The sequence below is a fragment of the Roseobacter sp. genome, assembly GCF_039970775.1.
Classification (GTDB): Bacteria; Pseudomonadota; Alphaproteobacteria; order Rhodobacterales; family Rhodobacteraceae; genus Roseobacter.
On record NZ_JBDVLG010000051.1, the window covers coordinates 53320 to 66706 of the forward strand.

The following is a 13387-nucleotide window of genomic DNA, read 5'->3' on the forward strand; positions in this document are numbered from 1 at the left end:
CCTACGAGGCTGTAGGGTCTGGCAAACAGGCCGTATCGCCGCCGCACCGGGGCAATTGGGCGGCAAGAAAACAAAGGCACTGCGCATGATCTACGGCAAATCCTGGTGCGCGACAGAGGCGGTCACCGGGGGGTACGAATGACGGGGCGGTTGATCGCGGTGGTCGGGCCATCGGGCGTGGGCAAAGACACGGTGATGGAGGCGCTCTGCGCAGTGCATCCCGCGCTCTACCTCGTTCGGCGGGTGATCACACGACCTGCCGACGCGGGGGGCGAGACATTTGAAGGGGTCACCCCGGACATATTTGAACAGCGGCGCGCGGCGGGGGCGTTTGTGCTGTCTTGGGGCGCGCATGGTTTGCGGTATGGTGTGCCCATCGCCGTGTTGGATGCGTTGGCTCAAGGCCAAGACGCGGTTGTAAACCTGTCTCGGGGTGTGTTGCCCAAGGCGCAGGCGCTGTTTGACCCGTTTCATGTGGTGTGGTTGACCGCACCGCCGCAGGTACGGGCCACACGGCTGGCCGCGCGCGGCCGTGAAACCACCGACCAAATTGCCGGGCGGTTGACCCGTCAGGGCGACGGCGTGCCCGATGGTGTGCCTGTGACTTTGGTGCGCAACGACCGACCCTTGGCCGACACAGTTGCCGAAATCACCGGCGCCTATTTCCCGGTTAGGCCGTAACGATGCAGCGTATGAAACATCCCCGTGCAGCCTTCGCCCACCAATGTCAGGCTGTCGATCACAAAAGGGCGCGGCGAAAGGTCGGCGAAATGGGCATTGGCGTCAGCGCGCGTGCTGCCGATCAGGGCGTGGGGCAGGGGGCCGGTCAGGGTCATGTGAAACTTGAACGCCTCCATGACATGCGGATAGCCCCACCGCGCCAAGTTGTCTTGTTGGGCGGGGGTCAGGCGCGACGGGTTGCGGCGGGCCAGTTCGGCGTTGGTTGGGGGCGCGCGAAACCCATCAAGCTCTTTGACCACAGTGGCCGCCAGCGCCGCCAGATCTCGAACATCGCCGGTTGGGGTCAGCGCCAGAAACGACCCGATCTGCGACAGTGTCAGCCCATCAAGCGCCACGGGCCCAAGCCCCCCCGCCAAGGTCGTCAGCGCATCGTGCAGACCGGCGGCGGTTGTGTCATCGGCCAACCGGAAGGGCGGTTTGATCGTCCCGTGGAACCCATATTTGCGGGGCCGTGCGGTGATGGCATCGTCTGGGGTGCCCACGTGTTGCCCCGCTGCCAGATCCCAGCCCAACCAATGGGCGCCTGCCTGTGCAAATGCGCCGGGCCGTGGTGTGAAATAAACCCCGTAGCGTGTAAATTCCATTGCATCAGACCCCATTTTGCGACCACGTTCTTTCATTGCAGGATTACAGGCGCATGACATCCCAGACTATTTTCGCAAATGCAAAAGTTGTTTTGCTGGACGAGGTGATCACCGGGGCCGTGACCATCGCAAACGGCCAGATTACCGGTATCGACACAGGCACGGCGGTGCCCGCAGGCGCGGTGGATTGCAAGGGCGATTACCTGTGCCCCGGTCTGATCGAATTGCACACCGACAATCTGGAACGCCACGTTCAGCCTCGCCCCAAGGTCGATTGGCCCCATGATGCCGCGATTGTGGCGCATGATGCGGAACTAGCAAGTGTCGGCATCACCACGGTTTTTGACGCCATCCGGGTTGGGTCGATTTTGACCAATGCGCCCAGCCGGTTGCCCAAATACGCGCGCAGATTGGCCGATGAGATCGCGCATATGCGGCAACATGGGGCGCTGCGGATCAGCCACCACCTGCATTTGCGCGCGGAGGTGTGTTCTGAGACCCTGCCTGACGAATTGGACGAATTCGGCCCGGATGACGGCGTGGGGATCGTGTCGTTGATGGATCACACCCCCGGTCAGCGCCAGTTTCGCGACCTTGCCAAATTCGAAGCCTACGTGCGCGGCAAACGCGGTATGTCGGCGGCGGAATTTAGCGACCATGTGGCGCATCTTTATGCGCTGCGGGCCCGGTTGGGCGATGCCCACGAAACCGCGACGGTTGCCGCCGCCGCACGGTACGGCGCGACACTGGCCAGCCATGATGACACCACCGCAGCGCAGGTTGCGGCGTCCGCAACCCAAGGCGTGACGGTGGCGGAATTTCCGACAACACGTGCAGCGGCGCAGGCCTGCCGCGACAAAGGGATTTTGATCATCATGGGGGCGCCGAACCTTGTGCGGGGTGGGTCGCATTCGGGGAATGTGGCGGCGCAGGATCTTGCGCACCATGATTTGCTTGATATTTTATCGTCAGATTACGTGCCCGCCGCCTTGCTGAAAGGCGCGGTGCAACTGGGCGAACTTTGGGGCAATGTCGCGCGCGGGTTGGCCACCGTCACGGCGCACCCAGCGGCGGGCAGTCACCTGACGGACCGTGGGCGCATTGCGCTGGGACTGCGCGCAGATCTGATCCGCTTTGGGGTGGTTGGGGGCACGCCGGTTTTGCGCGGGGTGTGGTCGCAGGGGAACCGCGTGGGCTGATACGCGGCACTTGCCAATCTGGGCGTGCTCTGGCCTTGTGAGAGGCACATTTAAAGGGGGCAATTATGCGCGCGATGCAGGTTACGGAATTGGGGCAGCCTTTGGTCTTGCGGGATATCCCGCGGCCCACTGCAGGCCCCGGACAGGTGCAGGTCAAGGTGCACACCTGTGGGTTAAATTTTGGTGATCTGTTGATCATAAAAGGGACCTATCAGGAAAAACCCGCGCGCCCTTTTACGTTGGGCATGGAACTGTGCGGCACGGTCACTGAGGTGGGCGCGGGGGTGCAGGGCTTGGCGGTAGGGCAGCGTGTTGCGGCCTATTGCGGGTTTGATGCGTTGGCCGAGTATGCCGCGATCCCGGCCAATATTTGCGTGCCGGTGCCCGATGTAATGACAGATGCGCATGCGGCCGCGTTTTTGATTGCTTATGGCACCAGCCATGTGGCGCTGGACTACAAGGCGCATTTGCGCGCGGGCGAACGGTTGTTGGTGCTGGGTGCGTCGGGCGGTGTTGGATTAACGGCCGTAGAACTGGGCAAGTTGATGGGCGCCGAAGTCATTGCCGTGGCGCGCGGCGATGCCAAGCTAAAGGTGGCGCAGACGATGGGCGCGGACCATCTGATCAACTCAGAAACCGATGACATCCGTAATATCGTCAAGGGGTTGGGGGGCGCAGATGTGGTCTATGACCCGATTGGCGGCGACCAGTTCAAGGCGGCGATGCGCGCGTGCAACCCCGAGGCGCGGTTGATCCCGCTGGGGTTTGCCAGTGGCGAGGTGCCGCAGATTCCGGCCAACCACCTGTTGGTCAAAAACCTAACAGTGATCGGGTTTTATTGGGGCGGATACACGCGGGTGAACCCACGCGTTTTGACTGACAGTTTCAAGGTCCTGACGGAGTGGTATGTGCAGGGCAAAATCAAACCACACGTCAGCAACGTTTTGCCGTTGGAGCAAGCCAACGCGGCGCTTGATTTGCTGCGCAACCGCACGGCGACGGGAAAGGTTGTTGTCAGCGTCGCATAAGGGCGCGGCGCCACAAATACCGGCGATTGTGGGCGGTGGAAACAAGTGGTTTTTTGGCAGCGATCCATTGCTCACAGTATGGTTCGCTTTCTAACAAGGTTTTCAAAGCGCCCTGAGCGTTCTAGGGTTCTTGGATATCACGCCGAGAGGAAATCAATGTGGCAAGTTCTACGATCGAAGAAGACCTGAAAATCGACGGCAACGTTGTTTCAAAGAGCGGAAGTGTGGACATCAAGGGATCCGTCGTCGGGGATGTCACGGGGGAGGCGATCAACGTACAGTTGACAGGCTCGGTGGATGGGGTTGTGTCGGCCAAGCGGGTGGCGGTCGAAGGCAAGCACAAGGGCAGCATCAAATGTGATGACCTCAGATTTGCCTCGACTGCGCAGGTGCGCGGCGAGGTAACCGCACAGACCATGACCACCGAAAGCGGTGCGCGGGTCGTTGGCAATATCAATGTGACGGGCGCTGAATAACCGCGCGTTTTAACGGGCTTGCCCGGTCATGTGGTGGTTCATCGCCGCATGACCGTGGTGCGCGCGACGATGCGCGCCTTGCGGCGTTCGCGCAAAAACACAAACAACCCGGCGCCCAAGATCAATGCGATCCCGGCCCAGACCTCCCAGGTTGGTAGGTCTGAAAACACCAGCCACCCCCAAAACACCGCCAACGGCAGGCCGATGTATTCGAATGGCGCGATGGTTGCGGCATCGGCCATCCGGTAGGCTTGGCTGAGGCAGTACCCGATAATGCCAGCGTTGACGCCCATGCCAATCATGACCCACCAATCAGCGGGCGTGGGCCAGACCCAGGCGCGCAACAGAAACTGCACCGGCGCGGTGGCGTTTTCGGTGGCAAACCGCCCATCGCCCGCGACGATGTAGAACCCCACCGACACCGCGATAAAGCTGGCCTGAATGTAGATCGCAAGCGCGGATGCTTTGCTGTCGACGCCCAGTTTGCGGGTCATCAACTGGTTTAACGCATAGGCCAACGCCCCCAGAACGGGCAGCAACAGCACCAACCGCGAGACGTCCAATGTGTCGCTTGCGGCCCAGGGGCGTTGCATGACCACCACGCCCGCAAACCCCACCACCACCGCCGACAGCCGCATCGCTCCGACTTTTTCCCCCAAGATGGGGATGCTCAGAACGGTGATAAAAAGCGGCGCGGCAAAAAACAGCGCCGTGGCATCTGCCAGCGGGATCGCCGCGAGCGCCACGAAATAGCTCATGTTGGCGATCACGATCAGCAGCCCGCGGATCAGGTGCAAACCGGGGGTTTTGGTTTTGAGTATCCGCCAGCCGCCTTCCATGTGCAGCAGGCCCAGCGAAAACATCAACCCGATGCTTGACCGTAGAAAAACGATTTCATGCAGGGGGTACCCGCCCGACAGCTGTTTGATCAACATGTCGTTGATCGAAATGGCGCATATTCCGGCGGTGATAAAGGCAATGCCAAGGCCGGCGCGATTATGGGGCAGGGTGTTCATACCGGTGGTCCTATCAGGCCTGTTTGCGCTGTCGAGCCGGTTTGCGAAAGGACGCGGCGCTGCGGAAATACCTTTGTGCACACAGCGCAGAGGGGGCTGTGCATTGGCGCGCTTTCAACTTGGCGTGTGGGCCTCTAGGTTGCGCGCGACCTCGCATAGGATCTGAACGTCATGCCCCCCATTCTCGAAATCAAAGCGCTGCGCAAGTCATATCGCGATGGGTTTGAGGCGCTTAAGGCGGTGGATCTGTCGATTGAACAGGGCGAAATACTGGCGTTGCTTGGCCCCAATGGCGCGGGTAAAACCACCCTGATTTCAACGGTTTGTGGGATCACGAATGCCACGTCTGGAAGTGTGACGGTAGGCGGGCATGATATCATTAGCGGGTTCCGTCAGGCCCGTGCGATCACCGGGTTGGTGCCACAGGAAATCAACCTAGAGCCCTTTGAGACGGTGATCAGCACGGTGCGGTTTTCACGCGGCCTGTTTGGCAAACCACGCAACGACGCTGAAATTGAGCGGATTTTGCGGCAGCTGTCGTTGTGGGACAAACGCAACACGCAGATCCGCGCCCTGTCAGGCGGGATGAAACGTCGCGTGTTGATCGCCAAGGCGCTCAGCCACGAACCGCGTTTGTTGTTTTTGGACGAACCCACCGCGGGCGTCGACGTAGAGCTGCGCAAAGACATGTGGGAGATCGTCAAGGCGCTCAAGGCTGACGGCGTCACCATCGTTTTGACCACCCATTACATCGAAGAGGCCGAAGCCATCGCAGACCGCATCGGGGTGATTGCCAAGGGCGAGTTGCTGTTGATTGAAGACAAAGATGACCTGATGGCGCGCATGGGGCGCAAACAGTTGGACGTGCAACTGTCGGCCCCGCTGGACGCTGTGCCAGAGGCGCTGGCGGGGTATGGTTTGGTGCGGGCGGACGACGGGCGCACGCTGACCTATTCCTACGACACCCGCGCCGAACGCACAGGGATCACCAAGCTATTGCAGGATGTCGCGGCGGCGGGTCTGGTGCTGCGCGATGTGGTTACCCGTCAAAGCAGCCTAGAGGATATTTTCGTGGACTTGGTGCACGATGACAAGGACAACACCCAATGAATTGGACAGCGATCAAGGCAATATACCTGTTTGAGATGGCACGGTTTTTCCGAACATTGGCGCAAAGCTTTTTCTCGCCGGTGCTGTCGACGTCACTGTATTTTGTGGTCTTTGGTGCAGCCATCGGCAGCCGGATCACCGAGGTCGAAGGCGTCAGTTATGGGGCCTTTATCGTGCCGGGCCTGATCATGCTGTCGGTGATCACTCAGTCGATCTCCAACGCGTCTTTTGGCATCTATTTCCCGAAATTTATCGGCACGATGTACGAATTACTGTCTGCGCCGGTAAACTTTTTGGAAATCGTGGCGGGGTATGTGGGGGCGGCAGCGACCAAGGCGTTGTTTGTCGGAGTCGTCATCTTGGTGACCGCGTTCTTTTTTGTGGATGTGCAGATCCAACACCCATTTGCGATGGTGGTGTTTTTGCTGCTGACCTGTATCAGCTTTTCGCTATTTGGGTTTATCATCGGCATTTGGGCGGGCAATTTCGAACAGCTGCAACTGGTGCCTTTGTTGGTGGTGACGCCCTTGGTGTTTTTGGGCGGGTCGTTTTACTCGATCTCGATGTTGCCGCCGGTTTGGCAGACGATTTCGTTTTTTAACCCCGTTGTGTACTTGATTTCCGGCTTTCGGTGGTCGTTCTTTGGCGCGGCGGATGTGCCGATTGGCCTGTCGCTGCTGGCGATCACCGCGTTTACCGGGGCGTGCCTGTTGGTCATCGGTTGGATTTTCAAAACCGGTTGGCGCATTCGACAATAAAGCCGCAAAGTGAAACTCTCCGGGCTTGCCTCCTTGTTTGCGACGGGGCGGCATTCTACATGGGGACACATGAAACGCTGGATACCATTTTTGAAATCCGACCCAACGGTCGCTGTTATTCGCCTGTCGGGTATGATTGCGGCGTCGGGTCGGGCGGCTTTGAACGACGCAAGCCTCGCGCCCGTCATTGAAAAGGCCTTTGCGCGCGGCAAACCCAAGGCCGTGATCCTAGAGATAAATTCGCCCGGCGGCAGCCCGGTGCAGTCTTCGTTGATTGGGGCGCGCATTCGGCGGCTGTCCGAAGAAAAGAACATACCCGTCATCGCATTTGTCGAAGATGTGGCCGCATCGGGGGGCTATTGGCTGGCCGCGGCGGCAGATGAGATCTACGCTGACGACAGTTCGGTTGTTGGGTCTATCGGGGTGATTTCGTCGTCTTTTGGGGCGCATGAATTTTTGGCAAAGCAAGGGATAGAACGGCGGGTCTATACGGCCGGAAAATCGAAATCCATGCTGGACCCTTTCCGCCCGGCCAACCCCGAAGACGTCGCACGGCTGAAAGAGCTGCTCGATGATATCCATGTGAATTTCAAAGACCACATCACTGCGCGCCGCAAAGGCAAGCTGCCCGAAGACCGCGATTTGTTCACCGGCGAGATCTGGCTGGCGCGCAAAGCCGTTGATCTGGGGTTGATCGATGGCATTGGGCACATGAAACCGATGATGCAGGCGCGATTTGGCGCCAAGGTCAAATTCAACCGGTACGGCGTGCGCAAACCCTTCCTGTCGCGCTTTGGCACGCAACTGGCGGGGGATGCCCTGCACGGGATCGAAGAGCGCAGCGCCTTTGCGCAGTTCGGGCTTTAGCGCTGATGATTTTCAAAATTGTGACCCTGTTTCTGGTCGTCATGGTCGTGTTGGCAATGTTTGGCAAAATGCATTGGTTGGGCGGCAAACGTTTGGCCAACGCAAAATGCCGCCGGTGCGGGCGCTATCGAATTGGGCGTGGCCCTTGCGGATGTGGTAAAGGGGACGGTGCATGATCCTGCCTTGGGTGCTGTGTGGTTTTGGCCTGATTTTACTGCTTTTGGCAGGGGATGCGTTGGTAAAGGGGGCGGTGAACGTGTCCCTGCGCCTTGGGGTTCCGGCGTTGATCGTCAGTTTGACGATTGTGGCCTTTGGGACCTCTGCGCCCGAGCTGTTGATTTCGGTGCAGGCGATACTGGATCAGGCTCCGGGCTTGGCGCTTGGCAATGTGGTGGGGTCGAACACTGCGAATATTTTGCTGGTTTTAGGGGTGCCGGCCTTGCTGGCGACGATGCACACCTCTGAGTGTAATACGCGAAAAACATACAATATCATGATCGGGGCCAGCCTGCTGTTTATCCTGCTGGCCTTTCGCGGGGTGTTTGACTGGATCGCGGGCGCCGTTTTGTTGGTGGCGCTGTTTTTGATGTTGGGGGATGCCATTCGTGATGCGCATTTGCACCGGCGTGCGTGTATAGGCGACCCCGATGAAGACCCCGAAGGCGCCGACCCCGATATGCCGTGGTGGCGGATCGGGATGTTTTTGGTGCTGGGGATGGTCGGGCTGCCGTTGGGGGCCAGTTTACTAGTAGATAACGCCACGATCATCGCCAAAACCTACGGCATTTCTGATACGGTGATTGGGCTGACGCTGGTGGCGATTGGCACCTCTTTGCCAGAGCTGGCCACAACGGTGATGGCGGCGTTGCGACGGCAGGCGGACGTGGCGCTTGGCAATGTGATCGGGTCCAACATGTTCAATCTGCTGGCGATTATCGGGATTACGAGCTTTGTGGGTCCGATCCCCGTTGACCCCGCGTTTTTACGGTTTGACCTGTGGGTTATGTTGGGCGCCTCTGTTCTTTTGCTGCCCTTCGTCTATCTATCATGGAACATCACGCGGTTTTGGGGGGTGATCCTAAGCGGTCTTTATGTGACCTATCTGGTGATCGTGCTCAGCTGACCGCCCAGCAAAGGGAAACGACCATGGCGACAGCACTGGTGACGGGTGCAGGGCACCGGATTGGCCGCGCAATCGCGCTTTATCTGTCAGGGCGCGGGTTTGATCTGGCGGTGCACTACGCGTCTTCCCATCAGGGCGCGCAGGAGACGGTATCCAGTATCGAGGCCGCAGGGGGCCGCGCTGTGGCGCTGCAGGCCGATCTGTTGGAGGATGCCGCAACTGAGGCATTATTTGATGCGGCAGCCGCTGCGTTTGACGGGCCCGTGACCTGTTTGGTCAACAATGCGTCGATCTTTGAATATGACACCATAGAGAGCGCCACGCGGGCCACTTGGGACAGGCACATGCAGAGCAACCTGCGTGCGCCGTTTGTGTTATCGCAAAAGATGGTCGGCCAGGGGTTGGTGCCTCTGTCGGACAGCGCGAATGAGCCGCAGGCTGCAGGTTTAATCGTAAATATGATCGACCAACGGGTGCGCAAGCTGACGCCAGAATTCATGACCTATACATTGGCCAAGATGGGTCTTTGGGCGCTGACGCAGACCTCGGCGCAGGCGCTGGCACCGGCTATCCGGGTCAATGCGATTGGCCCCGGTCCGACGTTGCAGGGCGCGCGGCAGTCGGCAGAGCATTTTGCCACCCAGCGGGCCAATACTACACTGGAGCGGGGCGCGAACACAGGCGATATCACGGCGGCCGTTGGTTATTTTTTGGATGCGCCTGCGGTGACGGGGCAGTTGCTATGCGTTGATGGTGGGCAGCATTTGGCGTGGCAAACACCGGACGTTTTAGGGGTTGAATAAACCGCAGGGCAGGAAAGTTTTGCACGCCGTTAATGAGTCTTACGTATTCGTTACTAAAATGTGTTTGTTTTCAAAAACTTGCACCGCGTAAAAGAAAATAACAAGCAAAATCAATGTGTTAAATTGTCGCCTATTTTTTATGCAAGTGACGAAAAACCCCTTCTTACAACGGAAAACGATCGATGCTCAGAAGTTATCGGCAGAGTTATCCACATGAATGGTGGAAAGGTTATCTCTTGCGGTCTCTTCACCTACGGTGCAGCCAAGGCTAGAATCATACTATGCAGATTGACGACTCAGACGCTGTTCCGCCCAAGGACGTGGCCACCGGCCACGACGTGATCCAGGACTATCTTAAAACGCTGGACACATCGCCCGGCGTGTACCGCATGTTGGATGTGGAAAGCCGCGTTTTATACGTTGGCAAGGCGCGTAATTTGCGTGCCCGTGTCAGCAATTACGCGCGCCCCTCTGGGCACAGTGCGCGGATTGCGCGGATGATATCGATGACCGCGTCGATGATGTTTTTGACCACCCGCACAGAGACCGAAGCGCTGCTGTTGGAGCAGAACCTGATCAAGCAGCTAAAGCCCAAATTTAACGTGCTGTTGCGTGATGATAAGAGCTTTCCCAATATTCTGGTCACGGCAGAGCACGGGTATCCGCAGATCAAAAAACACCGAGGCGCGAAAAAGGAAAAGGGCGCGTATTACGGGCCCTTCGCCAGTGCGGGTGCGGTGAACCGGACGTTGAACCAGTTGCAGCGGGTGTTTTTGCTGCGGGATTGTTCGGATTCGATGTTTGAAAGCCGCACGCGCCCGTGTTTGCAGTATCAAATCAAACGGTGCAGTGCGCCCTGTGTGGGCAAAATTTCACCGGACGAATATGGGCAGACGGTGCGCGACGCGCAGAAGTTTCTGTCTGGCAAGACGACGGATATTCAGGCGCGGCTGGCCTCTGACATGTCGCAGGCCTCTGAGGCGATGGAGTTTGAGCGTGCCGCGGCCCTGCGCGACCGGATCAAGGCGCTGACGCAGGTGCAGACGGCGCAGGGGATCAATCCACAAACTGTGGCCGAGGCTGATATCATCGCGTTGCATATGGACGGGGGACAAGCCTGTGTGCAGGTGTTTTTCATCCGGGCCAATCAGAATTGGGGCAACAAAGACTATTACCCTCGCGTGGGGCCCGACGTGGATGCGGCCGAAGTGTTGGAGGCGTTTATCGGTCAGTTTTACGACACGCGCGAACCGCCGCCGCAGTTGATCCTGAGCAATGCGATCGAAAACCCGGACCTAATGGCCGAAGCGTTGAGCGGCAAATTGGGCCGTAAGGTGGAGCTGTTGGTGCCGCAACGGGGCGAAAAGGCAGAGCTGGTAGACAGCGCCTTGCGCAACGCCCGCGAGAGCCTTGCGCGCAAGATGGCCGAGACCGCCACGCAGGCCCGGTTGATGAAGGGCATCGCCGAGGCCTTTGGCCTAGACGCGCCGCCTGCACGCATCGAAGTTTATGACAACTCGCACATCCAGGGTGCGTTTGCCGTGGGGGGCATGATCGTGGCGGGGCCCGAGGGGTTCATGAAAAACCAGTACCGTAAATTCAACATCCGCGGCGATGATCTGACGCCGGGGGATGATTTTGGGATGATGAAAGAGGTCCTGACACGGCGGTTCAAACGCCTGATCAAAGAAGACCCGGAACGTAAAGAGGGGCATTGGCCGGATTTGCTCTTGATCGACGGGGGCGCGGGGCAGGTGAGTGCGGTGCGTATGATCATGCGTGAATACGGTGTCGAAGACATTCCGATGGTGGGCGTGGCCAAGGGCATCGACAGGGATGCGGGCAAGGAAGAATTTCATCGCACGGGCAAGCCGACGTTTGCGCTGCGCCACAATGACCCTGTGTTGTACTTTGTGCAGCGGATGCGCGATGAGGCGCACCGATTTGCCATTGGAACGCACCGCGCGAAACGGTCCAAGGCGGTGGGGGCCACGCCGCTAGATGATGTGCCGGGCGTGGGGGCGGCACGCAAACGGGCGTTGTTGGCGCATTTTGGCTCTGCCAAGGCCGTGGGGCGCGCGAACCTGAGCGACCTGAAAGCCGTCGAGGGGGTGTCGGGCGCGCTGGCGGAAAAAATCTATGATTATTTCCACGAACGCGGGTGATCCAAAGGCCGCGCTGGCGCGCGACACTATTCTTGATTGCCGTGTTACGCGCGGGGGTTGGCCAACAATGAGCGGCGGGTGCGGTTGCGCCTTTCGTCTCGATTGGGGGCGTTGTATGGTGATGCAATGACACTGACTTTGCCAAATATCCTGACCATCATCCGGTTGATCGCGGCGCCTATGGTGGCGGTGATGTTTTTATATTTTACCCGGCCTTATGCCGATTGGTTCGCGTTACTGCTGTTTGTATCGGCGGCGATTACGGATTGGTTTGACGGGTATTTGGCGCGGGCCTGGAAGCAGGAAACCAAATTGGGTGCGATGTTGGATCCGATTGCGGACAAGGCGATGGTTGTGGTCGCGTTGATGGTGATTGTCGCGTTTTCCAGTTGGTCGCCTTGGTTGGTGCTGCCTGCCACTGTGATCTTGTTTCGCGAGGTGTTTGTTTCGGGGTTGCGCGAATTTTTGGGCGATACCGCGGGCACGTTGAAGGTCACGATATTGGCCAAGTGGAAGACCACGTTTCAGATGGTGGCGATTGCGGTGCTGTTTTCGCAAGGGGTGTTTGAGCATTATCTGGGCATGTCGGCCTACGGGATGGATCAGGCGATGGTAAATGCTATCTTTGCCGGGGAAGAGCCTGATTTACTGGGGCTGCGATGGAAACTTGCCGCGATGGAATGGGCCGGCGTCGGGGGTTTGGTTTTGTTGTGGCTGGCTGCTGGGTTGACCCTTGTGACTGGGGTTGATTATTTTAGGAAAGCCTTGCCGCATTTGAAGGAAAGCAACGAATGAATGTGCTATATTTTGCGTGGGTACGCGAACGGATCGGTCTGCCGCGCGAAGAAGTCGACAGTGCCGCGACCACGGTTTCGGAGCTTGTCGATGAACTCGTTGCGCGCGAAGACCGGTATGCGGTGGCCTTTGCTGATCGCTCTGCGTTGCGTGTGGCCATTGACCAAGAGTTGACGGATTTTGACGCCCCTCTGGCGGGCGCGCGCGAGGTCGCCTTTTTCCCACCAATGACGGGGGGCTAGGCGCCGTGCGGATTGTCGTAGAGGATGCGCCCTTTGATCTGGGCGCCGAGACCGCGCAATTTGCAGCGGGCCATATGAATATGGGCGCTGTCGTGACCTTTACGGGCGTGGTGCGCGATAGTGAGACCTCGCCGTTGCAAGCCATGGAAATCGAACATTATCCGGGCATGACCGAGGCCGCATTGACGCGCATTGCACAAGACGCCATGGCGCGGTGGTCGTTGGGGGATGTGTTGGTTATTCACCGGCATGGTCGTCTTGTGCCGGGCGAGATGATCATGATGGTCGCGACCGCCTCAAAGCACCGCAAAGATGCGTTTGAGGCGGCTGAGTTCTTGATGGATTACCTGAAATCACGCGCGCCCTTCTGGAAGCGGGAAGTCACGTCGGATGGGGCCGCATGGGTGGATGCGCGCGCAGAGGACGAAGACGCACTACACCGTTGGACGCCGTCTTAAGACACATGCCTTAACGTTTGGC

At 58.8% G+C, this 13387-nt stretch carries 15 protein-coding genes; 13 read left to right on the plus strand and 2 right to left on the minus strand.

The features are described from left to right. Window positions 1-138: 138 nt before the first annotated feature. Window positions 139-681 carry a phosphonate metabolism protein/1,5-bisphosphokinase (PRPP-forming) PhnN gene (gene phnN, locus ABJH13_RS13125; protein WP_348406665.1) on the plus strand — a complete coding sequence of 181 codons (543 nt, stop codon included), beginning with the start codon at window positions 139-141 and terminating at the stop codon, window positions 679-681. Here phnN and ABJH13_RS13130 read toward each other — a convergent pair. Further along, window positions 660-1325, minus strand: a complete 666-nt coding sequence (locus ABJH13_RS13130; protein ID WP_348406666.1) for a DUF1045 domain-containing protein — start codon at window positions 1323-1325, stop codon at window positions 660-662. The genes phnN and ABJH13_RS13130 overlap by 22 nt on opposite strands. A gap of 53 nt (window positions 1326-1378) precedes the next feature. Between ABJH13_RS13130 and ABJH13_RS13135 the strand changes: the two genes are divergently transcribed. From ABJH13_RS13135 to ABJH13_RS13145, 3 genes are all read left to right on the plus strand, one after another. Then, window positions 1379-2524: an alpha-D-ribose 1-methylphosphonate 5-triphosphate diphosphatase gene (locus ABJH13_RS13135; protein ID WP_348406667.1), complete on the plus strand. Its 1146-nt coding sequence runs from the start codon at window positions 1379-1381 to the stop codon at window positions 2522-2524. A gap of 65 nt (window positions 2525-2589) precedes the next feature. Then, a complete protein-coding gene (locus ABJH13_RS13140; protein WP_348406668.1) occupies window positions 2590-3552 on the plus strand; it encodes an NADPH:quinone oxidoreductase family protein in 963 nt (320 codons plus the stop codon). A 158-nt stretch (window positions 3553-3710) separates the two neighbouring features. After that, on the plus strand, window positions 3711-4028 hold the full coding sequence (locus ABJH13_RS13145) for a polymer-forming cytoskeletal protein (RefSeq protein WP_348406669.1): 318 nt from the start codon (window positions 3711-3713) through the stop codon (window positions 4026-4028). Window positions 4029-4066: 38 nt separating this feature from the next. Here the strand turns inward: ABJH13_RS13145 and ABJH13_RS13150 are convergent, their stop codons facing one another. Beyond that, window positions 4067-5044, minus strand: coding sequence for a DMT family transporter (locus ABJH13_RS13150; RefSeq protein WP_348406670.1), 978 nt, complete (start codon window positions 5042-5044; stop codon window positions 4067-4069). Window positions 5045-5215: 171 nt separating this feature from the next. On the opposite strand from ABJH13_RS13150, the gene ABJH13_RS13155 reads away from it, so the two are divergent. From ABJH13_RS13155 to ABJH13_RS13195, 9 genes are all read left to right on the plus strand, one after another. Next, the gene (locus tag ABJH13_RS13155; RefSeq protein ID WP_348406671.1) at window positions 5216-6154 is read left to right on the plus strand and encodes an ABC transporter ATP-binding protein; all 939 of its coding nucleotides are present in this window, start codon (window positions 5216-5218) and stop codon (window positions 6152-6154) included. After that, entirely contained in the window at window positions 6151-6912 is a 762-nt protein-coding gene (locus ABJH13_RS13160) for an ABC transporter permease (protein WP_348406672.1), read from the plus strand. The genes ABJH13_RS13155 and ABJH13_RS13160 overlap by 4 nt, the downstream gene beginning before the upstream one ends. Before the next feature lie 69 nt (window positions 6913-6981). Continuing rightward, complete coding sequence (locus tag ABJH13_RS13165) at window positions 6982-7779, plus strand: S49 family peptidase (protein WP_348406673.1); 798 nt, start codon at window positions 6982-6984, stop codon at window positions 7777-7779. Window positions 7780-7951: 172 nt separating this feature from the next. Next, complete coding sequence (locus tag ABJH13_RS13170; protein WP_348406674.1) at window positions 7952-8902, plus strand: calcium/sodium antiporter; 951 nt, start codon at window positions 7952-7954, stop codon at window positions 8900-8902. Next, window positions 8827-9705, plus strand: coding sequence for an SDR family oxidoreductase (locus ABJH13_RS13175; protein WP_348406675.1), 879 nt, complete (start codon window positions 8827-8829; stop codon window positions 9703-9705). The genes ABJH13_RS13170 and ABJH13_RS13175 overlap by 76 nt, the downstream gene beginning before the upstream one ends. 281 nt (window positions 9706-9986) lie before the next feature. After that, the gene (gene uvrC, locus ABJH13_RS13180; RefSeq protein ID WP_348406676.1) at window positions 9987-11870 is read left to right on the plus strand and encodes an excinuclease ABC subunit UvrC; all 1884 of its coding nucleotides are present in this window, start codon (window positions 9987-9989) and stop codon (window positions 11868-11870) included. Between the two features lie 126 nt (window positions 11871-11996). Then, window positions 11997-12665 (plus strand): CDP-diacylglycerol--glycerol-3-phosphate 3-phosphatidyltransferase, encoded by a 669-nt coding sequence (pgsA, locus tag ABJH13_RS13185; protein WP_348406677.1) that lies wholly within the window; start codon window positions 11997-11999, stop codon window positions 12663-12665. Next, window positions 12662-12907 (plus strand): molybdopterin converting factor subunit 1, encoded by a 246-nt coding sequence (gene moaD, locus ABJH13_RS13190; protein ID WP_348406678.1) that lies wholly within the window; start codon window positions 12662-12664, stop codon window positions 12905-12907. The genes pgsA and moaD overlap by 4 nt, the downstream gene beginning before the upstream one ends. 5 nt (window positions 12908-12912) lie before the next feature. Then, window positions 12913-13365, plus strand: coding sequence for a molybdenum cofactor biosynthesis protein MoaE (locus ABJH13_RS13195; RefSeq protein WP_348406679.1), 453 nt, complete (start codon window positions 12913-12915; stop codon window positions 13363-13365). The last annotated feature ends 22 nt before the right edge of the window (window positions 13366-13387 follow it).